Raw genomic sequence first — 24,494 nt, 5'->3', positions numbered from 1 at the left:
CGGGTAGTACCAGTACAGCACGAGGCCGCACACGTTCTCCTGCTTGAGATTGCGCGAACTCGGTGTCATGCGCACCGCATCGTGGAGTGTCTTAAACATGACAACGGGCCTCAGCGGTGGTGGCTCGCGTGCGATAAGGCGTAACGCGCCCGGCGAGAAGCTCACCTGCGTGCCTGTTGATCAACTCCTGGAACGCCATGAACGGAAGTTCGGCAACGCACCGTGCATCGTCGACAGTCCGTTGGTAGCCTCGATGAGAAGAAAGAAGACCAGCGAGCACCTAACCCAGCGTTCATCATGCGAGATGGGCGCGTATCGCCACCGAGAGGGCAGTCGAAGCGACCATCTTCCGAGACCAGCATGCATGCAAAAAAGCCAAAACGGCCAATGGATAGTCTGGGCTGTATTTCTTTACTATCTGATAACTATTGTGCCTGCCGCCGGTGGACTGCTCATCGTTTGGCACTCGGCGCCCTTTTCTGTGAACGCACGCACAGCCGTCGATTCATTAACAACGCTGGGCTGGACACTCTTCGGGCTGACGATGGCAGCGAAGCTGGGCGGCGCGATCGCATTGTTCAAACTATGGCGTATTGCGTTCCCTCTGTTTGTTGGAGGCATCGGCCTTACCATCCTTCAGTTGGCAATGCACCATCAGGAGAGCACGTATTCGGGACCCGACAACCACATAGTGGCACTTGGGCTGGCAATTCAACTTCTTGTATGTGCGTATGCTCTGACGCTTACGGTCGCGTTCTGTGCTCACTTGAATCTCAAGCTCCGCAAATGCCGAGGGTAAAAGTCCTGACCATCCGGAATCTCCGTTCTGGAGTAAATCAACTGGCTGCTCCGGGTCGGCTATGCCAGTTGCATGCGGGCGTGGGTCGGGGACGAGCGCCGCGTTCGGTCATGGGACGCAGTGCGGCCAGGAGCGGCCGTTCGACATACCGGGGTAAATCGCTGACAATTTGGCGGATTCACACTTTGGAAGCTGACCGATGAAATGCCGGATATGTGGGCGAGCACTCGATCAGCCCGACGACCCCTTGTCGATGAACTGTGGCGGTGACTGCTGGGGTTGCGTCGGCGAGATTGAGGCCGATCTAGGCAATGCGGAATCGATCGAGCAGGTACGAGAAGAACACGTTCGCGGACTTCGCCCGGGATGGATAGACCCGGCGAAGTAGTGACCACCAATCTCCTGTTCGATCACTTTCGGCCATTTGCTGCCGGTCGAGAACGGCAGCTTCGGAGCGGCCCATAAACTCGCGGTGGCCCGGTGCTGACTTAGAATTGCGATATGACGACGCGTTCTCCTCGAATCTCGAACAATCTTCACAGGAGCTGGCTGGTCGAGTGCGCCAGTGATGCAACCCAAACGTCGTACTGGCGGGACCGCCTGCTGGATTCAGCACCGAATAAAGCAAATGACGATCGAACAATCTAAAACGCAGTTGATCTCGCTCATCGACAACGCCGACCTAAAAGTCATCGCGCTGACAGGCGCATGGGGCACCGGCAAAACCCACCTCTGGAACGAGATTCGCAAAGAGTCGCAGGACCCGATTGTCGAAGGCGCGCGCTACGTGTCCCTCTTTGGCTTGAAAGATATCAATCAGCTCAAGCTCAAGGTGGTCCAAAGCGCGCTCCCAGTAGGCGGTGACAGCAGCTCGTTGACCGAAGGTCTGATGAAGACTTGGAAGGTCAGCGTCGACGCCTTGAAGAAGGTCCACGAGGGTTTTTCGGCGCTCGACGAGCTTGCGCTGGTAGCAGTTCCTGTCGCCTTGCGCAACCGATTCGTAGTCGTCGATGACATCGAACGCAAGCACGCCTCGTTGTCAGTTGACGAGGTCCTGGGCTTCGTCGACGAATACTCTCAGAATTTTGGTACGCGATTCCTCTTGATTCTCAACTCGGACCAGTTCTCCGCACCTACCGACAGCGCGCTCTGGGCGGCGTTCCGAGAGAAGGTGGTCGAAGAAGAACTTCGTTTCACGCCGTCACCTGGGGAGGCGTTTGACATCGCGGTTCCGAACTTGGATAGCCCTTACCGCGCGACGGCCAGGACTGCGGTGGACGCGTGCGGGATCACCAATATCCGGGTCATCCGTCAGGCTTACCGTCTTGTGGTTCGGCTCCTCGGTGCGACTGGGGACATGCCTCTCGCGATACAGGCACGAACTGTTCCCTCGATTGTGCTCATTTCTGCTCTTGCAAACAAAGCCATCAAGGACGGGCCGACTCTGGAGTATGTCGCAGGCTACAACCGAGGTTCTAGCGACTTTGTGAGGCGCTACCTCGGGCAGGAAGGCGATGCGTCAAAGGACAAAGCCGAGGACTCAACGCCGGCCGCATGGAAAGTTCTGCTGTCAAGGCTAGGGATCAATTCTTCGGACGAATTTGAAGAACTGGTTGTTGCCTTCGTTTGCGACGGAAAGCACGACGCAAAGGCGATTGAGGCCATCGTCCAAGGCTACCAACGCAATGAGAATCGCACCGAATCTAGAAATCTCGCGCACGCATTCTTTGAACGTTTCAATTGGGACGTCACAGACTGCGACGACGATCTCGTAGCTGATGCGGTCAAGCTCATCGCCAGAGTCGGCGACCTTGACGCCTACACTGTCACGGCGCTCGGAAAACAAATGGCCGATCTACCTGGCGGTGCCAAACTTGAAGAAGCTTTGATTGATGGTTGGTTGGTTCACTTCGCGACCATCGCCGACAAGGCCGAATTCGGGGAATTACCGTTCCGTCAGCCGCTACACCCAAAACTTAAGGCAGCAATCGACGATGCGCGCGATGCTCGAACTCACAGTGCGACCGTCGTCGATGCCATCAAGCACCTTCTTGAGAACGACGGATGGGGCCATCGGGAAGAAGCGGCGATGAGAGCGGCTACGATCGACGATTTCGAGACTGCGATGCGCACGTTGAAAGGTCGTGATTTCAAGCTTTTCGTACTCAAAAGTTTGGACATTCTCGAGCAGCACGAAATGTGCGAGAAACACTTCGGCCAGGCTGGGATGAATTTCTTGGAAGCATGCCGGCGCATCGTCAGAGCCGAGAAAGAGAACCGTTTCGGACGGTTGTTGCGAACGTTGTTCGCAGAGAGCAAAGTTCCAGCGCTTTTGGCCGAGGGCGGAATTGAAGCCTTGCCCCAGGGGTAGACAGCGGTCGACTGCAATGCAGCGGTACCAGGGCGACTGTCCCCGGCGCTCTAAGGGGCAGCAAACCTCCATCGGGAGCACGGGCCTGCGGCGACATCTCCTTCGTTGCTCGACTGTACGAGCGTCAGCTTCTGGGCGCCCAAACCCGTACTGCCGATGTCGGGTATGGGTCGATATGACTCGCTCGTTTCCCGCTGCGTTGCATAGCCCCACGGACTCGATCCATGCTGCCGCGTGCGGCCCGTTAGCTGCTGTGCCTTGTTAACTGCAATCGGATCTGTTGAAGCAGAAGCTCTGCCATGCAACCCGGCGTCTGCGCCGACCTGCATAGAAAGATGACTTCGGCCACTCATCCGAGGAGCCCTTGCCCAATAGATGACGGCGACGACCGTCGATGCAAGCTCTCGGAAAGCTGATCGCCAGACATACGTCCAACTATGTTTCTGTTGGCAACGAATCGCGCACCCAAGACATCATCACATCGACCGCTTGACGTAGATTCTCAAATCCTGTAGGGTCTCGCTCGAGCCTGTCCGGCTGAGTTTCGAGCGACTCGCACCGACAATCACGCTTCCCTTTTTGCAGCAGTGTTTCGCCAGTGCCTCCCTTTGTGTGCGGGGCCACAAAAACGCTCGAGTGGCTTACGCAGACCTACAAAGGACGCATGATGGTTGAACCCACAGTACCCAGTATTGCATTTGCGCTGCGCGCGTACAGTAAGAGAACCCCCACCAGTATTGGTAAAAATCACGGCCAGGAGATGATTGCGGCCGCATTGGGCTATACGTCGTTTTATGCATTCGCGAAGTCCGATTGCGAAGCAAGCAGCCTCGCGAAAGCGCAGCATTTTGTCCCAGACACCGAACTGTTTGCTGTGCGGTGCCGGCAACTGAATTACAACCCAGACGATGTATGGCCGCTCATGAAGGCAGCCTTTGCTGAGCGCCATGCGACTGCGATACTCCATACCTGCGAAGCAGGTCTCGATCACGCTGCGCAGGCTCTGACGCGCCAGCAAATACTGAATGCGCCGCACCTTCAGTGTGAACTGACGAAGCGTGGCGACCTGCAGATCACTGGTGTGGATTTCCCGTTTTCTGCCATACGCTTGGCCGCACTGCCCGCAGTGGGCGAAGTCATGGAAGAGCATGTCAATGGCTTCGTGAGTGCCGCGGGCGCGACGGAGACAGATACAACCGTCTATCGGATCGCCGTAACCGCACGCCGCGTCATAGCCCGTACGGGCAAAACTTGTATCGCCGCGCCCGCTACAGAAGTACTCCATCTGGAATTTGAGGAGCATCCACGTCGGCAACAAAAAACGCAAACTGTCGATAACGCATCGATCGCTAAGCAAAAAAAATCCCCCCGGTCCCCACAGAAAAGCGTTGCGTTTTGCGAAGAGCTTTTCAGTCGCGTGAGCGGGCGCGCACGCGTCCGGTACAACAACCTGATGCCGTGTTTCGATCCCAATGAAAAATCGCTATTTATCAGTGACATCACCGCGGAGAAGGATCCCTGGATGCCCGCGTCGGCGTTTTTGAAGAACCTCACTGATCAGGAAATTGAGGCGCTCGCGAATCTCCCTGCGTGGAATGGCAACAATGAAATCACATTGAGCGTGACGGTGCTAAATGCGCTCCATCGCGCGATCCTCAGGCACCGAAAGCGGAAAATCCAAGTTGATCACCACTGTACGGCAGTCGATAGCCGTAACGAGCATAACTTGTTGCCAAACTGGACCTGCTACCACGATTCCGATGCGCCATTTTTTACAGAATCTGTGGAAAATGGGGTGGCTATCCGCCGTTCGGCGTACGATTAGTCATCGCCAAAAACAAGGCCCTGAGCCTGACTCCCGGAGAAATCCCTTGCAAACGAAACAGGCCAGAAGCGGCTGTTCCGCGAGCAGGTGAACCTACCATTTGAACGGCCGCAGTCCTCAGGAAGCGGCCATCTCGTCCACCTTGGCTCGACCGTCCCTTGTGGGCCGAGGGTGTGTCAAAACCCGTGCGATCGCCTAGACTGAATCAACCTGTTAGCGCGAGAGGCGGAGATGGGGCGACTTGTCGAAGGTACAAACCGCAATCAGGCCACGTTGCTGCCGGAATGTCTCGGAGACTTTATCGCTGAAGACAATCCCGTCCGGATAGTCGACGCATTTGTGGACGAGCTCGATCTGGCTTCCATGGGATTTGAAGGCACCACGCCCGCGATCACGGGCCGACCGTCTTACCATCCGGCCGTTCTGCTCAAACTCTATATCTACGGTTATCTCAATCGCGCGCAGTCAAGCCGACGCCTGGAGCGGCACCCATGACGCTCACCGCAAAACGATTGAAATCAGATTCCACGGCGATAACCGCGAGCAGCAGGAATGGCGAGATCGTATCGCGCCTGGCGGCATTGATCACCGCCTCGCCAATCCTCAAGGCCTCACGCAGCCCGATATGAAAGCGCACGTTCAGCATGGTTGCAATATCTTCGGCTGTCGGGGTGCTCGCGGTTGCGGCTTCAGAGACGGCGTCGGGCGGCACGACGGTCGACTCCTCGGCGCTGCATGTCGTCACGTTGAGAGAACTCGCGACCAGGAGTGTCGCGAAAACAATAGCGCGAAGGCCGCACATACGAACGCCCGGCCGGTCACCGAAACTGTTGTTCATGTTCGTTTGCGTTGTGCCGGTGGAACAAGTGGACACACTACACGCGACGAACGAACAATCTTGAATAAAGATCGTCTCCGGGCAGAAAAATCGCATAAAAATGCAGGGTCCGTCGAGCGCCTGCTAACGGCGGTCGATCACCGCCGCTCATGCTTTGGACGTTGATGGACGCGCACTAGCAACGCTTCATCTTCAGTACGCGAGATACCTGACCGGGTGTGAACGCGGTGTTGCGCGCGTAAGGCGCGCAGTCCAGGCGTGCGGTCAAGGACTCGCTTACTGCAAACAGACCGACAAAGCGAAACGAGTCGACCTCCATCTTGATGAACACCGGAATGGCGTCCCGCTGGCCTGCGAGTGTCCTGCCAGCCGCTCGAGCCGAAGCGCTGCCGTCGCAAATGATGATGTCCGGCGCCTGCGGATTGAGATCCATCCGCAGGCACGCGGCCACGACCTTCCCGTTCCTGGCGGGAAGGAAGGCCTGTTTGCTGCCCCCACATGCCGAATGAATGAATTCGCGAGTGTAGTTCTTGTTAATTTCGAACATGGTAAAACTCCCATCGTTAACAGCATTAAATACAGTACTACTTATCAATTATCTTCAAAAAAGTGTGGGAAATTTCTCACCACCAGAAACGTTACTTTTTCCGTTGATGCACTACCGTCACGCCGGGTGGAGCAGGCCGACCGACGATGCCCTTCCGGGCAGTCCGCATACTCAGGACCCGCAACATCTCGATGCCCTCGCGCGTAATCGAGAACTCCTGTCTGCCCGGTTCGTGGTCAGTGCGTTGCGCGAGGCCGGCGTCGCGAAGGACGGTCATATCAGGATCCTCCACGTCTACCTCGACAGGTGCATAGTCGAGCAGCATCAACGCTGCCATTTCGTGTGCGCTCAGTCGCAGCAAACCGAGCTTTTGACGCTCTGCAATTGGCGTTTCCATATGCCATTCCCTCAACACGGATCATGCGCGGCGGAATTCTCCGCAGCCCCGTGCGCTACGATGACTGCGCCGGAGGCGCAACAATAACCAGACTTCCAGTCCGATTCCGGTTATTTGCAGCGGCATCGCACGGAACGCGGCGAGTCGGCACTGCCATGCCCAATAGCCGCAGTTGAGCTATCCACATAGCGTGACAAGTTGCACAGGAGGAATCGAAACGACGCGCACCGCTCGCCTGCTGGCAAGACGGTGGCTCAAGGAGAGAGACGCAGACGTCTTGCCGGTCAGGCAGCAAAGCGACTTGGGGGACGTGGACTTCGAATGAGGCTCATGGGAACCGTTCTGACTATTTCGGTATTCGAACATTCTATTGTGCCGTTGCCAGCGCGCAAGTAAAAAGATCGTAAAGGGCTACGGTGTCACAATGACCGTTCAGTCCGGCTCGCTCATCCAGACCGATAGCTAACGCGGGACGTCGCAGCGCACGGCCAGCCGGCGAGACTCGGCCGGCTGAGAACGGCGCTGTCATATTCACAGCCCGGAAAACGCACCGTATCGACCAGCCGGAAGCCCAGCGAATGGTAGAACTCGAGCAGGCGCAGCGCATCCACCGGCGTATCAAGAGCGAGCTGCAAATATCCATGCATCGCGGCCCAGCGATTGCCAAACGAAAGCAGCGCGCGGCCGACTCCTCGCCGTTGCCAGGATGGTTCCACGCCATACCGGAGAATCGACGCGACATCCGGTCGTCGAAAGTGCCGACAGACTGAAGCCGGATCCGGGCCCTGCAACGTTAGCGTTCCCGCCGTTCGTCCTTTGCACACAGCGACGAAGCACGCTTCGTCCACTGTGCTGCGATGCATGGCACGCTCCCTTGCCTCGTCGTGGCACCGGGGACCACCCACCACGTCGACGGATGCAGCCGCGCGACGCAGCAGCTTCGTGATGTGGGTTCGGGAATCGTGCTCGGGGTCGAACGGTCTAATTACCATACGTCCAGTGTCCACAGGATCCTGTACGTAGCAGTCGTCGACTTGCATCGAATCGCTTGTATGAGGCATGACTTCCGCGGGCTCACCAGGAAATGATGGACAGCGGCGCGAGCGATACGACGTATATGGACAAGCCTAAAACAGGCCAGCCCGACGCGACCCCGACAACTGCAACGAGCGCCCCGGCAACGCCGATCACACGCATACGCTGTAAATGCACGCGTCTGCTGTCGGCTCTCGCACCGATATCGTCCGGATGCCTAAAATCAGTTCGATGCTTGATGTACGCTAGAGTGGCCATACGATAGTCCTGTTACGGCATTGGCTCACATACTCTCAAGCCTACCTGGATCGGTCTATAAATGGCATAAAAAAGAGATCAGTACTGCATAAGCACTCCGTTTCGACCTGAACAAACCAGGCATGTTCGTGAAGCTTTGTTGGCTTCGTGCGACAACCGTCACGTGACTATAGTGAGACGCCTCTCCCTCACCCCACATTCATCGGAAGCCGCACCATCTGCTTGCCCTGCAAATGCAGGCGCGTCTGGATCTCGGCCGGGGTCTGGTTATGCAGCCAGACCGTTAGAAAGTTCACGCGCCGGAAAATCAGCTTGCTCGCGAAGCAGACACTGTTGGGATACTCGTCCATCGCCTTTTCGGCGAGATTCATGAATTCGAGTACGGGGTGCGTACCGAATGCGATCCGATACTCGGCTGCCTGCCCGTGGCGTTGGCACTGCGCCACGTAGTAGTCGAGAGACGACGTCATGGTCTGCTTCAGGTGCTCGAGATGCTCCGCGCCCTCGTAGCTCTGGGCGTCGACCTCGCCCACCGCGATGAAGATCACGTTCGCGAAATACCCGGGGAATAACCGGTTGACTCAAAGGAGCGCGTACATGCCGATCACTTTCGGGCCAATCACGCGACTCGCAGACAGTGCCACCCGCCTGTATGCGTCGAACAGCGCACTGGTGCGCTTTTCGTTCTTTGCAATCGCGTTCAACAGATCGTCGAGGTTGGCAGACGTTGTTATGACGTCCGCCTCCTTGCGGACCTCGTCGACGAAGGCCGCGAGGAACTGATCCGCACGAAGAGTGCTTAACCGGGCAATTGCCGTATCCTTGAGGCAGTCTCCGACGGCGCCCTTCAATTGATCTTGTGCGAGATCCTTCACGGCACCAGCGGCGCCGAGTGCCAAAGATGTTGTGATCGGCTCAACCATGTCACAGGCACGAGATGGAAGGTTGGCGACCGCTCTACAGGTCCGGTGCTATCCGGCGGACGCGGTGCGGATCAGTTGCAGCCGTACGACGTGCAGTAGTGGTTGTAAGCATTGCCGCGGGAATCGGTGCCGTAGACGGTCCGGTTGCCATTGCCGTAATTCTGAATTGTTTCGTTCCAGTGCTGGCCGTTCGCGGCGGCGCCGTTGATCTGCGTCGTGTTGCCGTAGGTGTTGGTCGTCTCGTTCCATGAGTTGCCGGTCTGAGCGTTGTAGCCATTCACCGTGGTCATGGTGCCCATCCGGTTGACGGTATAAGAGTTGCCGCTCGAGTCATTGCACGTCTGCATGTTCGGACTGCCGAAGCAGTTCGCGTATGCCGCGCTGGAAACAGCGACGGCACCGCACAGTATGGCGATGTTAAGTATCGTTTTCATGATGGTCTCCCTCAAAAGGACGAGCAAACTTAGCAGGATTCATGCGGAAAGCCTATCGGGTACGTCGCCGTGGCCTCCGCTCCGTCCGGGCCCTATCTCGTCACACCCGGGCCTCCCGATCCGTTCCGCGCCGATATCGTGACCGCATCGGCGTGCGGAGCGAGGTGGGCGTAGCGCAACACCATTTCATACTTCGCCATGCCACCCAGTTCCATCCGCCGCGGCAATGGTGTAACGGCCTGCACGCGCCAACTCGCCCAGGTATGCCGCACGGCGTGAAAGCGGAAATGGTCGAGCGCGGCTACCGAGTCGTCCCGCTTGTGTCGCTGTGCAAAAGCGCCCAGCTCTCTTGTCCATTCCAATGGACGCCTTGACTTTCAATCAGCCTACTTATAGAACTGATTTAGCTTAAAGCTGCGCGGCGATTTGTAAGATTCTGATCGCATGGGCAGCATACGAAGTCAGGGTACAAAAGCACGCTGTAAGACGGTCAACCCAACGAAGACAAATCAGTCCTGCAGCGCGCGACACGGGCCTCGCGGTTTCTGGGCCGTTCGTCCGCGCGATGGAAGCGAAGGAGCGATCATGGCCAATCTCGCCCTGCTGGACCTTGTTTGTCCGTACGTGCTGCGCGCCGAGAATTTTGGCCAACAACATGCATGGCTTTCGATGCTGCGCGTCGTCTCGTTCGAAACGGCTTCCGACGACCTCGCGATCGTCATCCGCGGTCGCTGCGAATTCGACGGCTACCTGAGTCTCGATCTCGGTAGCGGCAGCTTTCGCTTCGATGGCGGCGTCGACGAAAGCGCGCCCGCATTCGATCCCACCAGCCTCGCGCCGGTTTTCGATATCCATCAGACGACGGTGGAATTCGAGCTTCTCGTGCCGCGCGCGGGCTCGGCCATCATCGCGCAAGGTGTGGCGGCGATCAGCGCCGCGAGTTTCACGCCGACGCGCGACGTGTTCGATAGCTGGGATACGCTGCCCATCGACACGCCGATGTCCGACTACCCCGGCAGCGGCTTCGTCCTCGATCTGGTGCTCGACCTGCCGACGTTGCGTCCACCGTGGTTCAAGCCGGCGAAGCTGAGTCCGCTGGGCACGCTGGTGCCCGATCCGGCCTTCACCGAAGTCACGTTCACGCTGCCGCGCTTCAAGTTTCGCGTCACGCATGGCAATGCGCTCGGCGCGCAACTCATCGCGAATTTCACCGGCGCAGGCGTGGAAAGCCTCGACGACCCGGGCGACACCGAAGTCTCCGAACTGATTTCGATGCAGCCCCCGTACGCGCTGATCGACGGCACGTCGTTCGGCTTTGCGTTCCGCAGCGCAACGCTCGACCTAAGCAGCGTGTCGACGCCGCCCGCGCTGTTGGAAAAATGCGGCGTCGGCGACGACTGGATCGGACTCTATCTGCCGGAAGCGCGCATCTTCATCGCGCCGGACGGCCTGCGCGATCTCGCCTTCGAAGCGGGCGTCAAGGAACTGCTGATCGGTTTTCGTCCGCAAGACGGCCTATGGGGCGACTTCGAAGCCGCGCTCGTCAACCAGGGTTCGTCGACGATCGAGATCGGTGCGCGCTTCATCGATTCCACCGGCCGGGTGATCGGCATCGAAACCGTCAGCGCGAACGTCGCGAACGCGTGGCTACCCGCGGCCACGACACTGATCGTCGATGCCTCCGGCGGGCGCGCGCCGTATAACCGTCAGGTAAGCATCGACGGCGGCGCGACGCAAACCGGCCCCGCGTTCGCGATCGATCTGTCCACGAAGCCCGAATTCGATGTCATCGTCACGGTAACCGACGCCGGTGTCACGCCGGTCACCGCGACGCTCACGATTCACGCGCACCGGCGCGACCCACAACCGGCGTTGCCTGCGCCGCCGAGCACCACATCCCCGGCACCGTTGCCGGCGCTCGTCGCGACCTTGGAGAACGCCTCCGGATCGCCGCCAATCGTCATCGTGTCGCAGAACGCCGACGCGGTGCTGCTCGGCACCGTCCCGCAGGATACCGGACTCTGCTGGCAACTCGACAACGGCGACGAGTCGGCTCCGCAGCCCTTTCTCACGGTAACCGTCGGCGCCGGCGAAACGCACCAAGTGCGCGCGCGCAAACCCGGCTCGACGGCGCCGTCGGGGATCGACGTCTACTTCTTTTTCGACCGCCCGAACGATGCGGACGGCAACACCTCGACCACGCTGGAACGCTACGTCCACTGCGGCCAGAATGTATCGACGCAGCGTGCGCTCAGCGAGACTTCGAACTTGCGCGAAGGCGTGCATCAGGCGCCGGAGGATGCGTACGCCCCCTATCTCTCGCGCATCCAAGACTTCAGCAAGGTACGGATCACCGGACACGCAAGTTACGAAGGCAAGAACGACACGTCGTTTCGCCAGCACAATTACCTGCTGGCCCGGCGCCGCGCGCTCGGCGCCCGCACCTATTTCAGCCGGAAGTTTCCGGGCGTCGTCAACTCCGCGCCGCTCGTCCCATCCGATACTGCGCCGATGTCCGACGCGCTGATCGACAGCTGGATCGCCGCCACGGACTGGTTTTCGCACGGCGACCCGAATCGCCGCGACTGGTGGACCGCGCATATCGACTTCGGGCAAAACCTGTCGATCCCGGACACCAGTTCGGAAGCCACGGTGAAACGCCCGGCGGCCGCACCGCCACCGCCCGCGCAAGTCATCGTCGATCCGCCACTGGAAGCCTCGAAAACGCCCGACTGGTTCCGCTCGGCGGCGCTCAAGTTCCGCATCGTCCGCTCGAAGCTGATCGCGCTTGAGATCGATGCTGAGATCGACTTCAATACGGCGGCCGAACAGAAGCTCGCGGCCACCGGCAAGCTCGGCGGCCAGACCCTGCCCGCCGGCCGAACCTTGCAGCAAGGCCAGCCGACTGCCGCCGACAATCCGGCTGACGGCATCACGAAGTTCCAGGTGTTGCAGCAATCCGATCCGGCCACCGGTGTGCTGATCACCAAAATCGCGATCGGCGCGGACCCCGCGGACAAGGACGGCCTGATGTGTTGGGGCTGGGTGCCGGGCGAGCCCCAGCCGGCCGACAAGGACGTCGCGCTGACCTTCATGGGCGCGTGCCTGTCGTTCTGGCCGATGCTGGTGGCGGGCGCCACGGGCCTCGACAAGGACGCGGACGGTCCGAGCCGCGTCGTCGACGGCGCGCTCACGGCCGCCGCGCTGGGTCTGCCGCTGATCATCGCCGGCGCCGGCATGGACTGGATCCGTACCGAGCGGGTCATGCTTTATGGCGTCGAATTTCTCCAGCGCGCGTACGGCGACGCGGTCGAGAACATCCTGCTTTTCGATCTCGGCGTCGAGTGGTCGATGGACATCGCCGGCATCGTCACGATTGCCCCGGAGAAGCCGCTGCGGGTTCGGTACAAGGCGATTGGGCTGCGCCTGGGCAACCGCAACGACGACGGCACGCCGGCCTTCTCGCTGCACCCGGTGTTCGACGCGTCGCGCGGCTACTCGATCGATCTGCAGGACGGCAGCACGCTCAAGCTCGCGAAACCGCTCGATCAGATCCTGCGCGTGCTCGCGGCGCGCCTGTCGCGCACCAATCCGCTCACGCTCGAAGTCGACATCGGCATGGACGTCGACCTCGGTGTGATCAGGATCGACCGCGCGGGAGTGCGCGCCTATCTCGACACCCTGCGCCCGCCCGAGCTGACCGCACTCGGCGCATCGGTCGACATTCCCGGTGCGCTGGTCGGCTCCGGCTACCTGAAAATCTCGAACGGCACGGGCGCCGACGGCTCGACCATTTCGGGGATCGCCGGTCAGATCGACCTGACGCTGCGCCCGATCAGCCTGCGCGTGAGCGCGGCGCTCGCCGTCACCGCCATCGACGACGGCGCGGGCCACAAGGCCACCGGCGTCTACGTCGGTATGAACGTCGTGCTGCCGGTCGCGCTGCCGCTCGCGAGTTCGGGCCTCGGCATCATGGGCTTTCGTGGCATCTTCGGCATGCATTACGAGCGCAACCCGGACGCGGGCGCGGCCGCTCACAGCGTGAGCAGCATCCCGGCGCTGGCCTGGCTCGAAGCGGCCGAGGGTCATCCGGAGCTGCTGTACAACGCGCACAAGCAGATCGATCTATGGCGCCCGCATCTCGATCAGTGGTCGTTCGGCCTCGGCATGCTGATCGGGACGATGGACGGCGGCGTGATCATGAATCTCGACGGCACGCTGCTGATTGAGCTGCCGGGGCCGCGCGTGCTGATTCTGATGAACGCGCGCATCATCACGCCGCCCAAGGGGCTGGATTCGGTCGGCCGTACCCAGGGTGTGCTGGCGGTTATCGAAATCACGCCGGACCATCTGATGATCGGCATCCTGATCCAGTGGGAGATCGAGCATCTGATCAAGATCGTGATCCCGGTCGAGGCGCTGTTTCCGTTTCCGCCGAACATGCAGCAGTGGCATATCTACCTGGGGCGGCGCCCGGACCTCGGCGGCCAGCCGGTCGAAGTCGACGTGCTTGGGATCGTCAGGGGTACGGGCTATCTCGTCTTCAAGGGCGATGGTCTGCCGAAGTACGGCGAATTGCCGCCGATCGAAAGCTTCGGTATCGGTGTCGGTGTCGCCGCGTCGTTTACGTGGGGGAGCACCGATATCGGCTTGTACCTGCGCATCGGTGGAGGCATGGACGCCGTGCTGGGCCTCGATCCATTCGTGCTCGCCGGCACGATCTTCGTCTCGGGCGAATTGCGTCTGTTCATCGTGTCGGTCGGGGCCGATGCGCGGCTTACCGTCATCGTCGACGAACAGCCGGGCGGTTCGCTCGGCCTCTATATTCACGGTTCCGTGTGTGGCCATGTGAGCCTGTTCTTCATCGATCTGGAGGGCTGCGTCGATATCACGATCAGCGCGCCGAAACCGCCGCCCGCCCCGCTGCCGCCGCTCGTCGGCAGCGTATCGATCAAGAGCCGATCACCGGCGCTCGCGATCGGCTCGGCCGTCGATCGCGGCATCGATACCAGCCTTGGCGATGCGCTGGCGCGTGACAACCGTCCCGGCTTCATGGATCAGAACCTCGTCGTCGTGCCCGTCGACGCAATCCCCGTCGTGTCGATGAACGTGCTGCCCGTCGTCACCGCGCCGCCGAAGTTCGGTGACCTGCCGGTGCCGATCGGCCCCGCGCCGGGATTGCCGCAGAACGGCGACGTTGAACGCAGCGGCGTGAACTATCACTACGAATTGTCGGCGCTGACGCTCGATCGCATCGACCCGGCGACAGGCGATGCGTTGACGCCCGCGGTATTGGGCACGACCGCGCTCGCGGCGTGGTGGGTCGCTAAAGATCCCACCGGCAAGAACCCGCTGGCGCAGCTCGGCCTGCTGACAGCCGAGCCCACGCCGGCGACGAAGGCGGCCGAACTGACCGATCGTCTCGTCGACGGCGTGCGCGAGCGCTGGGGCACGGTGTGCGAGAACGCGGCGCCCGCCGCCGAAGTGCTCTGGACGTTTCGCTGGGAGTCACTGGGCGCGTCGTCGACCGGCTGGCGGCTCGAAGGCGTGGCGTGGCCGGACCCGCCCCACACGCGCCGCTCGGTGGCGCCCGATACCACGCTCCCCGTCGCCGAACGTTGGCGCAGCGGCAATATGCAACTGGACGGCGCGCGCGGCATCCTGCCCGCGATCGTCATCGGTGCGGCGGTGCCGTGTTCGCGCGCGGTGGGCAGCGTGACCGGCGATCCGCGCGCGTTGCCGCGCGTCGCGGTGGGCGGACGGGGTCCCGTCAGCGACGCTCCCGGCAACGATGCCATGCTGCCGCTCGACGATCCAGTCGCGCAAATTCTCGTTCGTAGCCCCGACCAGCAATCGATTCGAATCTCCACCGTGCTCTACGACAAGATCGGCGCAAAGGTCGGCGCGAACACGACTACGGGCGCGTATCTAGCCGTGCCGGTCGGCGAAATTCTGCGGCGTTTGCAGAATGGCGAGCCGATCGCCGCCGCCGCGCTGGACGCCACATTCGGCGACGCGGCACTCGGCCCCTACACCCCACCGCCGCTGCGCCCGACGCAACGTTACGGATGCGAGGCGCGCTTGCTGCAGGCGCCGCTGTTCGACGATGGCCGCGCGGTCGTCTTCGGCAACCCGACTACCAGCGCCGCCATCGACGCGCAATTGCGCGCGCTCGGCATCCCGGTCGCGGCGGACGCGGGCGGCGCGGCTGCGCTACCATCGCTGGATAATGTCGTGGTCGTCCATACAGGCGCGTTCGCTCAACTCGACCTGCTGCTGTTCGTCACTGGCGACGCGCTGGAGCGCAAGCGTGTCGTCATCCGCGCGCTCGATGGGCACGGCAACGAGGTGCAGATATACACCGTCAGCATCGACGACCGGATCGCCACGCGCCCGTTGCCGGCGCGCTGGATCGACGCGACAGGCCCATGGGCCGACGGCATCGCGGAACTGCTTGCGTGGCCGCAAAGCGGCGTCAGCATGCCGGTGCACGTGGCGCTCGAGAAGTCTCCCGATGCCGTCAAAGTCGAGATCGGCACGCTGCACGAAACCATCGCGGCCGGCACGCCCGGAGATCCGAGGCCGCTGGCGCCGGCGTACTGCGTCGCCGCCATCGGCACGCTCGGCTACGTGGAAATCGAGCGCTACGACTGGGACCAGAAGCAGATCCAGCACGATCGCGACACGATCACCCAGGTCCTCGGCGATCCAGCCACCGACGCCGCGCTGCTGTACGCGAACTCGCTCTATCGCATCAGCGCGACGTGGACCGGCAAGCGCCTCACCGGCGACAACACGACCGACGGCAAGACGCAGACGTTCTGGTTCAAGACCGAGCAGATCGACGATACCGGCGACCTCACCGTCGATCCTCACGGGCCGCTCTTCACAGGCTCGCAGCCGATGCCAGTGCGACTCGACGGCTGGGTGCTAACGACCGCGCCGGCCGACGGCGAGACCCAGGTGTTCGGCGGCGAACCGCTACGCATCGTCTTCAACACGGCGGACATTGATCGACTGTTCGGCGCCTACGGCAAGGAGCTGCGCATCCGGCTGCAAGCGTCGTCCGGCGATCATCCTAAGGGCACGGCCGAGGTGCCGCATCCGTTCCCGGTGAATGCCGCGACGCTGGTGCCGGCCGGTGCCGCGCTGCTGTCGCCATGGGAGGACGCGGCGAGCCAGCTGCTCTCCGGCAGCTGTATTCCGGTCGACGCGACGCGCACGCGGCAAACTCAGGTCGATATTCCGCTGCCGCTCGATCCGGGCACCGGCTACCTGCTCGACGTCGAACTGGTGCCGGCCGGCGCGCCGGCGGATGCGCGCGGCCCGTCAATCTATCGCCGTCACTTTGCGACCGGCGCCTTCGCGACACTTGCGAATTTCGCGGCTTCGCTGCAAGGCGAGCGGGTCGGCGCGCGCGCCTGCGATCCGGGGGCGATGGCGGCAATTGGCGCGTTTTTCGCGGGACGCGCGCCGCTCGGCGCGGAACTCGACGACCAGTTCCGCGCGCACGGCCTCGAACCACTCGACGTGCCGCGTTCGGCTCGTATCGTCGTGTTCTGGTCGCAAACGGGCAATCAGCTACCGCAGCCCGAAGCGGTGCTGATCGACGCAACCGAGCCGCTGTGGCGCTCGCGCCCCTACCCGGCCAAGGTCGAAGACACGACCGGCCCGGTCGACGCGACGCGCTGGGCGCTCGTGGACACCGACTGGCTCGTGCTGGAAGACCGCAGCGCGGCCGGTGTGGTCGCGCCAAACGGGCTGCTGCGCGCGCCGGGCGGCCAGCGCGCGCTCGTCGTACTCGCGCCCAACTCGCGTGGCAAAACGGTGCAGATTGATCTGGTCGAAGTGACCTTCCCGTCGTTGCCGTTCCTGAATCAAACGGAAACACGTGCGACGCTGATCGGCCTGACGCTCGATCGCGCGCCGTGGGAAGAGACGTAACACCAGCCGGCCCCCTGATAACCCGTACGACGACATTTCCTATCGATCTAGAGCGCTCACCGACGACATTATGGCCACGCCCCGCATCGTCGATCCAAACAAACTGCTGTTGCTCGGCGCCGTCACCGACTGGCTCGCGACGTATCGCCGTCATATCCAACGCGCGCCGGATCCGCGCGACATCGCCGCGCGCCGGCAGCTAGGCAATACGCGCATCGTACAGTTGCGCTGGCTGATCGCCGGCACACTAGGCTACCCGAGCGCGCCGTTCGAGGTGTGGCGCCGTCCGGCGATGCCGTTCCCCAACGAATCGCCGATCGAGTGCGGCGCGTACACGAGCGCGGGACGCACGTTGTTGCATCTGTCGCAGCCGCGGGTGTTCGTCCGCCTGACAGTGCAGGCGCCGAGCGGCGGCAGCGTGATCGCGTACGGCGGGGCACCATACGCGTCGGCGGTCGTCGCGATGCAGGCACTCGCGAACGGCGCGCAGTCGGTCGCGCTTTGCGGACCGGCAATCCAGTCGATCGTGCTGCTCGGCACCGGCCTGACCGTGCAGTCGATCACCGGTGTCGACGGATCGGTCGCCAACGACGCGGATTGGAAAAGAGTCGAAATCGTCGGCCTGCCGAGCGACGCAAGCTGGGCCGGCGTCGCCGGACTCGACGCGAAGCAGGGACTGGTCGCCGCGCTGACCTCGCCCGGCGACGCCGCGCTCGATCGCTTCCGGCGCGGCGCGCCGTTCTACGGCTGGGATGAAACGATCACCGCCGGCATGCCCGCGCCGCCTTGGGTGCTGGCCGATCCGCGCGCAATGCTCGACACGTTCCAAGCGAACTTCCTCGACCCGCTGCGCACGATGATCACCACGCTGGCGCCGAGGGACCACGCGAGCTACGAGGTCGATCACACGCTGCCGCCACTCGATCCGATCAATCCGGCAGCCGGAGCAAACGCCGCGGTCGCGCGGTTCCGGCCATTGTCCACGCTCGTGTTCGGCGCGTCGACCGATCCGCTCGCCTCGCTGATCACCGGCTTCGGCACCGCGCTGGAGGATGAAGACCTGCCCCCCATGACGCTGCGCGACCGCCAGTATTTCAACGACTCCACCCATAGCGACTGGGACTTCATGGTGATCGCGCGATACGGTCAGGGACTCGACGGGCAAACCGACCCGGTCGAGTACGCCGCGATGGTATTCTCGCCTGGCGTCGGCCTGCCGCCGCCCGTGCCGGCCGGTCTGCAAGCCAGGCTCGACGGTTTGAGCGCGCCGCGCGTGGTCGACGGCGACTGGCGCGGCGTCGCGCGCGTGTCGTGGGACAAGATCGACGACGGCCTGCCGTTCCGGGCCGGCAGCTATGGTTTTGCGCGCGCGGCCACGGCACCCGCCGGGCCGGTCGGCGCGCTGATGACCCCGCGCCCGAAGGATCCGCAGGCGCTGCAGCCGATCGGCGCCACGGCGAGCGCGGAGCAGACCGCGTCAGGCCGCTTGCAGGCGCTCGACGAACGCTACGCGCTCGCGAGCACGCCCAACCCGAATGTGCTGCGCTACGGGGTCGCCCATCAGGACCTGTTCGGCCTCTGGAGCGCATGGTCGACGACATCGCTGTCGCTTGGCGAGCCGCCGGTACGAAAGGTCGACTTGTTACGCGGCGCACTCGATACCCAGAACGCCGCGGGCTTGTGTCCCGCGACGTTGACCATCGAGTTCGCGTGGGACTGGGCCACGCGCAGTCCGGCGCGCATTGAGTTCGTCGCGAGGCTGTATGCGCAGGCGCGCTATGGCGACGGACCCGCGGATATCACCGTGCCACCGGGGTTGCAGACGCGGCTCGGCGTGCCGGCCGGCGTTCCGTTCGCGGTGGTATTCGACGGCAACCCGGCGCCCTCGCTGGGCAGCGGCGCCGCGGGCGTGGCAGGCGCGATCGAGCCGCTTTCGCAGGATGGCAACACGGCCCAGAACGGCCCCGCCACGAATGCGGGACCGCGCCGCTACCGGTTGACGATCACCGGCTTGTCGCTCGACTTCAACGCGACCGGCCGTATCGGCATCGCGGTCTGGGCGCGGGCGACTGAATTCCGGCTGCCGCGGCGCGTCGGCGCATGGAGCGACGCGCCGCTCGTCGCATCGGCCGCCGATCCGCGCCCGCCGGTCGTGACGATCGAACATGAAGACGTGTTGATGGCTAGCATGGCCGACGCGTCCGGCGAACATCATGCTCATCTGGAATGGCCACCGGCACCTGGCGCGATCGGCTACTTCGTCTACACGACGACGGAGACCAAGCTGCGCAGCGCGCGCGGTTTGGCACCGGTGCCGCGCTCGATCACGCTGTCGGAGCGGCTCGTCGCATTGCGTGACGCGTTCGCCGCCGATCCGTCGCGCGGCGCGTTCACGCGCATCGACGCGCAGCCGTTTGCCGACACCCGCAAGGCCGTCACGCTGCCGCGCGGCAGCCGGGAAATCCATCTGTTCGTCGTGCTGGCGGTCAGCGCCGGACAAGTAGAGTCCGCATGGCCGGCGTTGGGCGACGCCGGGCTGCGCAAGCGGCCGATCGCCTACGCGGCGCCGCAGACCGTGGCGCCCTCGCCGCCCGATCTCGAAGTGAGCTGCGTGCGCGACGACAGTGTGGTGCCGGCCGCCTATCGGGCGCAGATCCGCATGCGCAACCCGTCGGGCGCGCGCGTGGTGCGCGTGGATCTGCATCGCGTGCGGGTCGCGCAAGCGGCCGCGCAACTGGACACGATGGGGCCGGCGGTCGCCCGCATCGACGGCTCGAATGCGAGCTATCAGGCCACGCCGGTGAAATCGGCGACGCCGGGCGAGTCGCAGCCGCTCGCCATGATCATCGGACGGGACGATGTGAGCGGCAGCTGGAAGCGCGTGTACTACCGGGCCGTCGCATGGGCCGGCCATGACCCGGCGCGCGGACTCTACGGCACGCGCTCCGCGCCGTCCTCATTGCGCGAGGTGATCGTGCCGCCCGCCACGCCGCCTGATCTGTCGACGCCGGTATGGCACTGGCCCGGCGATGCGCTCGAGGATGTCGTGATCGACGCGCTGACCCGCGCGCCTGTCGAACCGACCCCACTCGGGCCGCATCGGGTACGGGTCGAACTTTACGAAATCGCATCGGACGGCCGGCTCGCGCCGATGGTGTCGTTTCCCGAACAGCCCGGCGCCGACGCGCTGGACGCGGTGCCCGAAGCGCCGCCCGTCGGCGCGAACCATGGCGTGTGGCGCGCACCCGGCGCTGCGGCCGGGCAAACCGAGCTGCACGTGCGCGTGCGGCGCACCGGCACGGAGCGCGCGCTGTGCGGGCGCATCCTGCTCACCGATCCGATCGGACGCGCGACCGAGCAAGCGATCGACGTGCCGGCCGGCTCGCCGCTGCCGGCGCCCGATCTGTTGAATCCGGATGTCGTGAAGATCGTCGGACGTGGCTACGCCGTCAGCTTCGAAACCACCGCGCCCATCACGATGACCGCGGCCGGCCCGTACATGCTGACGGTGCGTTTCACTCCGATTCCGCTGCTGCCGATTTCGCTTCCGGGCGGGCCGCGCCCGGTGCTCGGTGCGAGCGTCACGCGCGCGCTGCCCGATATCTCGCCCACGCGGCCGAACGACAACCTGCAAACGGATCCGGACACCATTCCGCTGCGGCGCTCGCCGGGTTCGCCCGGCACGCCCGCGCACACGCGCGTCAGCGCATCGATCCGCTCGCAGCAGGGCGGCACGGTACTCGTTACCCTCGCCGCCCCCGATGGCCGCGTCACTTCGTTCAGCCGGACCTTGTCATGAGTACACCCCTGATCCCACCGCTCACGGCGCTCACGCCCAACGACGCCCGCAGCCAGCTCCAGCAGAACAATCTCGACGCACTCGGGCTCGTCGCGCCGAATCTCAGCACCGCGTGGAGCACCACGCGCCCGGTCGCGGCCGACTACGATCCCAACGCCTTGCGGCTCACGCTGAACGCGCCGCTCGCGCCGTTTCGCGCTGCGCTGCGTTTTGACGCCAGGCCGGTGCGATACAGCGACGTTCAGGGTGCCGCCCTCACCGATACGGTCGCGGTGCTCGAACTGCATCCCGAAGCCGCACACCGCCTCGCGCAGATGGTGCAGGTGCGCTACGGCGCCCCCGCACGGCCGATCCCGGTCGCGATGCTCGTGCATGGCGTGGCGGTACCCGCGAAACCGCAGCCGATCAACTGGTTCTACGCCGGCGCATCGCTGGGGCTACCCGGCGCGCTGGCCGTCACGTTCCACGATACACGCGGGCTTCCGATCGATCCGCTCGCCGTCGCGGCGATGTTTTCCGATCTGCTCACCTGGTGGCCTGCCCTCGTCGTCACCGATACGACCCCGCCCGCGCCACCGGTCCCGGCCCCCGGCGCGGACGGCAGTCTGACGCAGCTGCTCGCCGATCTGGCAGCGGGCCCGGCGCGCGTGCGCATCCACGTGATCGATCCGCACGGCAATGCATATCGCGCGACGCGCCGTGCAGGTCAGCTCGCCGTGATCAACAGCACCAACGTTCAGCAGGGCGCACTGCCCGCCAATGGCCTCGTCGACCTGCCCGTCAACCAGTCGATCGGCCGCGACGCCAGCGACGAAGCTGCCGAGGCTGCGGCGATCCAGAACTCGCAGGTGCAGCCGTCGCTCTATTGGGGATGGGCGTACAACGCGACACTCGCGCGGGCGCCGCTTGCCGCGCCCGCGTTGCCGGCCGGCGTGTCGCTTGCGGTGCAGTTCCTGCGCGCGGTCGCCGTCGATCTGCGCTGGCATCTGCTCGGCAACCGCACCAACGCCGCCGTTGGGGGCATTGCCGGCGACGATGGCACAACGCCATTGTTCGCCCAACCCGTCGTGCGTCCGGCGGTGCCCAACTTCGATTACCTGATCGACGGCATGGATGCACTCGGTGCATTGAGTCTGATCGGCAACGGCTTCCCGCAAACAGGCGCCGATGTACTAGGCCTGCTCGCGTCGCCCATGATCGACGAGAGCGTCGCGTTGCCGCCGGCAGCCGGGGCGGCCGGCCATTGGCCGACATTTCCAACGCCGAACCCGGGGGACGCAGGGTTTCCCCAGAACGCCGATGCCACACGCGGCGTCACGGCGGCGTTCCGCGCGCCCGGCGACGGCGCGAACGCCAATCTCGACGTGATCGTCACGATCGCGCCGGACTGCGTGCCCGCCGGTACCCACGTGCGCGTTTTCGTGCGGCAGTTCCAGCAAATCGACGCGATCGGCGAGCGTCCTTCGTTCGTGCGCGACAATGGCGGCGCGACGATCGCCGTGGCCGGCCAGCCGAACCCGATCCTGCTCATCAATCCGTTTGGTCTCAAGCCGGCCGATCCGTTGCCGGCGCCGGCGCGCCTGACGATCGACGTCGTCGCCACCAGCCGCGGCGGCGCGCGTCGACTGCACTCGGCGATCGACGTGGCGGTATCTATCGCCACCATCGCGTGGCAGACGAACGCGGCACGCTTTGATGGACTCGCGTGGCTTCAGCAGCCGGCGATCAAAGCCATGATGTCGGTGTTCGGCTGTACCGCCATCGCCCCGGTGTCGCTGTTCGGCCTTTCCGCGCCGCCTCCGCCGCCGGGACCGGCGCCAGCCACCCTGCTCGATCTCGTGCGGCGCTTCGCGAACGAAACGACCGCGCCACGGCAAGGACCGCATCTGCCGACCCAGGCTCGCTTCGAGACCGTGCTCGCGCTAGGGACCGGCGCGGCGGGCGCCAGACTGAACTGGCGCGCGGTGACCACCGGCGCGCGCTGGACCCAGGAAAGCCGCTGCGCACAACCCGAACTGGGCAATCCCGGCAATCCGGGCGGCCCCGACGTGCATGCGGCCGGTGTCCGCGCGGACGGCCAGCTTGCCTACGATCTCGCGTTCCACACACTCAAGCGCACGCAGCCGATCATTCCGTTCAGCGATACGACGTTCGGCTGGCTCGCCGCTACGGACGGCAGCAACTGGGACTTCCCGACTCCGGATACGGCCGGCTCCGTCTCGGCGGCCATGCTGGAGACGATCGCGCCGTTTTGCGACAGCCCGGAACTCGGGCTGTCCGCGATTCCCATCCCGCAGCCGACCGATACGATCCAGGCCGCCGTCGACGCGCTCGCGCAAAAGCTGGGATTCCCGAAGGGCCCGGCGATCAGCGTCGCCAACGAGGACCGGATGCGCCGCGAATTGCAGCGCGAGATGTACTCTGCGCGATTCGGCCAGCGCGACGCGCTGTGGGCACTGAATCGCGCGTTGGGAGAGGCGCGCGAATTCATCTACATCGAGAGTCCGCAGTTCGCGCGTACCGCGCGACCTGAAGGCGCGCCGCTCGCGCATGAGATCGATCTCGTGGGCGCGATCATCAAGCGCATGGGTGCGAATCCGCGTCTCAAGGTCATGGTCTGCGTGCCGCGTTATCCGGATTTCGCCGCCGTCAAAGCCAACTGGGTGCGCACGGCGCTCAATCAGCGCACGGAAGCGCTGTCGGCGCTGATCGCGCAGGATCCGCTGCGCGTGGCCGCGTTCCAGCCGATCGGTTATCCGGGGCGCAGCGCGGTGCTCCGCAGCACAGTGGTCATCGTCGACGACGTCTGGGCGATGGTCGGCACCAGCCACTTCCGCAGGCGCGGCATGACCTTCGACGGCGGCCTCGATGTCGTGTCCATCGACCGTTCGTTGAACGGACGCGGCACGTCGAGCGGCATCGCGCGCTTCCGTCAGGAACTGATGGCCAACAAGCTCGGCATTGCGATTCCCGCCGGCGCCGGCGACACGTCCGCGCTCTGGACCCGGCTCGCCGAACCCGAAGCCAGCTTTGACGTGCTCGCCGATCTGCTGTCGGCCGGTGGACTCGGGCACTGCTCGCCGGTATGGAGCGGCCCGACCGACAATAGCGTGATCGCGCAGGAAGACCGCATCGCCGATCCGGACGGCGTCGATCCCGACGGCAGCGACCTGCTGGCTCTGTTCGGCGCGCTGATCATCGAGAACTGATTTCGTAAACGCGTTGCCAGCGAGCATGTTTTGGTCAGCACTGCCAAGTCTAGCGCTGATCCCCTAACCGCTGTTCGTGTGGGCAAAAGCGGAACTCGTGAAATTCTTCGCGACG

General features: G+C 63.7%; 13 protein-coding genes and 2 pseudogenes. 7 read left to right on the top strand and 8 right to left on the bottom strand.

The window, feature by feature from the left end:
- Positions 1-97: 97 nt before the first annotated feature.
- From U5A65_RS36985 to U5A65_RS36970, 4 genes and pseudogenes are all read left to right on the top strand, one after another.
- Positions 98-799, top strand: coding sequence for a hypothetical protein (locus tag U5A65_RS36985; protein WP_321949337.1), 702 nt, complete (start codon positions 98-100; stop codon positions 797-799).
- 628 nt (positions 800-1,427) lie between these two features.
- Entirely contained in the window at positions 1,428-3,170 is a 1,743-nt protein-coding gene (locus U5A65_RS36980) for a P-loop NTPase fold protein (RefSeq protein ID WP_321949336.1), read from the top strand.
- A 664-nt stretch (positions 3,171-3,834) separates the two neighbouring features.
- Positions 3,835-4,995, top strand: coding sequence for a hypothetical protein (locus U5A65_RS36975; RefSeq protein WP_321949335.1), 1,161 nt, complete (start codon positions 3,835-3,837; stop codon positions 4,993-4,995).
- Positions 4,996-5,226: 231 nt separating this feature from the next.
- Positions 5,227-5,481: pseudogene (locus U5A65_RS36970) on the top strand (transposase); the annotation flags it as partial.
- Here U5A65_RS36970 and U5A65_RS36965 read toward each other — a convergent pair.
- The 8 genes and pseudogenes from U5A65_RS36965 to U5A65_RS36930 all read right to left on the bottom strand — a co-directional run bounded on the left by U5A65_RS36965 (position 5,447) and on the right by U5A65_RS36930 (position 9,789).
- Positions 5,447-5,833 (bottom strand): transglycosylase SLT domain-containing protein, encoded by a 387-nt coding sequence (locus tag U5A65_RS36965; protein WP_321949334.1) that lies wholly within the window; start codon positions 5,831-5,833, stop codon positions 5,447-5,449. The pseudogene U5A65_RS36970 and the gene U5A65_RS36965 sit on opposite strands and share 35 nt — an antisense overlap.
- 175 nt (positions 5,834-6,008) lie before the next feature.
- The gene (locus U5A65_RS36960; protein WP_321949333.1) at positions 6,009-6,380 is read right to left on the bottom strand and encodes a hypothetical protein; all 372 of its coding nucleotides are present in this window, start codon (positions 6,378-6,380) and stop codon (positions 6,009-6,011) included.
- Between the two features lie 91 nt (positions 6,381-6,471).
- Complete coding sequence (locus U5A65_RS36955; protein ID WP_321949332.1) at positions 6,472-6,777, bottom strand: hypothetical protein; 306 nt, start codon at positions 6,775-6,777, stop codon at positions 6,472-6,474.
- A 446-nt stretch (positions 6,778-7,223) separates the two neighbouring features.
- A complete protein-coding gene (locus tag U5A65_RS41050) occupies positions 7,224-7,640 on the bottom strand; it encodes a GNAT family N-acetyltransferase (protein WP_415766297.1) in 417 nt (138 codons plus the stop codon).
- Between the two features lie 618 nt (positions 7,641-8,258).
- Positions 8,259-8,651, bottom strand: a pseudogene (locus U5A65_RS36945) (amino acid transporter); the annotation flags it as partial.
- Complete coding sequence (locus U5A65_RS36940) at positions 8,652-8,993, bottom strand: hypothetical protein (protein WP_321949368.1); 342 nt, start codon at positions 8,991-8,993, stop codon at positions 8,652-8,654.
- A 71-nt stretch (positions 8,994-9,064) separates the two neighbouring features.
- The gene (locus U5A65_RS36935) at positions 9,065-9,427 is read right to left on the bottom strand and encodes a hypothetical protein (protein WP_321949330.1); all 363 of its coding nucleotides are present in this window, start codon (positions 9,425-9,427) and stop codon (positions 9,065-9,067) included.
- Positions 9,428-9,519: 92 nt separating this feature from the next.
- A complete protein-coding gene (locus U5A65_RS36930) occupies positions 9,520-9,789 on the bottom strand; it encodes a tyrosine-type recombinase/integrase (RefSeq protein ID WP_321949329.1) in 270 nt (89 codons plus the stop codon).
- Positions 9,790-10,012: 223 nt separating this feature from the next.
- Here U5A65_RS36930 and U5A65_RS36925 point away from each other — a divergent pair, with 223 nt between their 5' ends.
- The 3 genes from U5A65_RS36925 to U5A65_RS36915 all read left to right on the top strand — a co-directional run bounded on the left by U5A65_RS36925 (position 10,013) and on the right by U5A65_RS36915 (position 24,379).
- A complete protein-coding gene (locus U5A65_RS36925; RefSeq protein ID WP_321949328.1) occupies positions 10,013-17,371 on the top strand; it encodes a hypothetical protein in 7,359 nt (2,452 codons plus the stop codon).
- Between the two features lie 70 nt (positions 17,372-17,441).
- On the top strand, positions 17,442-21,170 hold the full coding sequence (locus U5A65_RS36920; RefSeq protein ID WP_321949327.1) for a hypothetical protein: 3,729 nt from the start codon (positions 17,442-17,444) through the stop codon (positions 21,168-21,170).
- Positions 21,167-24,379 carry a hypothetical protein gene (locus U5A65_RS36915; protein ID WP_321949326.1) on the top strand — a complete coding sequence of 1,071 codons (3,213 nt, stop codon included), beginning with the start codon at positions 21,167-21,169 and terminating at the stop codon, positions 24,377-24,379. The genes U5A65_RS36920 and U5A65_RS36915 overlap by 4 nt, the downstream gene beginning before the upstream one ends.
- The last annotated feature ends 115 nt before the right edge of the window (positions 24,380-24,494 follow it).

It is taken from the genome of Paraburkholderia sp. J10-1 (assembly GCF_905220165.1).
Classification (GTDB): domain Bacteria; phylum Pseudomonadota; class Gammaproteobacteria; order Burkholderiales; family Burkholderiaceae; genus Paraburkholderia.
This window is presented reverse-complemented; position numbering and strand designations above follow the sequence as displayed.

Bases quoted from the DNA above. Each gene is read 5' to 3' on its own strand.
- U5A65_RS36985 (WP_321949337.1), top strand. From the start codon at position 98: ATGACAACGGGCCTCAGCGGTGGTGGCTCGCGTGCGATAAGGCGTAAC.
- U5A65_RS36925 (WP_321949328.1), top strand. From the start codon at position 10,013: ATGGCCAATCTCGCCCTGCTGGACCTTGTTTGTCCGTACGTGCTGCGC.
- U5A65_RS36940 (WP_321949368.1), bottom strand. From the start codon at position 8,993: ATGGTTGAGCCGATCACAACATCTTTGGCACTCGGCGCCGCTGGTGCC.
- U5A65_RS36955 (WP_321949332.1), bottom strand. From the start codon at position 6,777: ATGGAAACGCCAATTGCAGAGCGTCAAAAGCTCGGTTTGCTGCGACTG.
- U5A65_RS41050 (WP_415766297.1), bottom strand. From the start codon at position 7,640: ATGCATCGCAGCACAGTGGACGAAGCGTGCTTCGTCGCTGTGTGCAAA.
- U5A65_RS36975 (WP_321949335.1), top strand. From the start codon at position 3,835: ATGATGGTTGAACCCACAGTACCCAGTATTGCATTTGCGCTGCGCGCG.
- U5A65_RS36920 (WP_321949327.1), top strand. From the start codon at position 17,442: ATGGCCACGCCCCGCATCGTCGATCCAAACAAACTGCTGTTGCTCGGC.
- U5A65_RS36915 (WP_321949326.1), top strand. From the start codon at position 21,167: ATGAGTACACCCCTGATCCCACCGCTCACGGCGCTCACGCCCAACGAC.
- U5A65_RS36980 (WP_321949336.1), top strand. From the start codon at position 1,428: ATGACGATCGAACAATCTAAAACGCAGTTGATCTCGCTCATCGACAAC.
- U5A65_RS36960 (WP_321949333.1), bottom strand. From the start codon at position 6,380: ATGTTCGAAATTAACAAGAACTACACTCGCGAATTCATTCATTCGGCA.
- U5A65_RS36965 (WP_321949334.1), bottom strand. From the start codon at position 5,833: ATGAACAACAGTTTCGGTGACCGGCCGGGCGTTCGTATGTGCGGCCTT.
- U5A65_RS36935 (WP_321949330.1), bottom strand. From the start codon at position 9,427: ATGAAAACGATACTTAACATCGCCATACTGTGCGGTGCCGTCGCTGTT.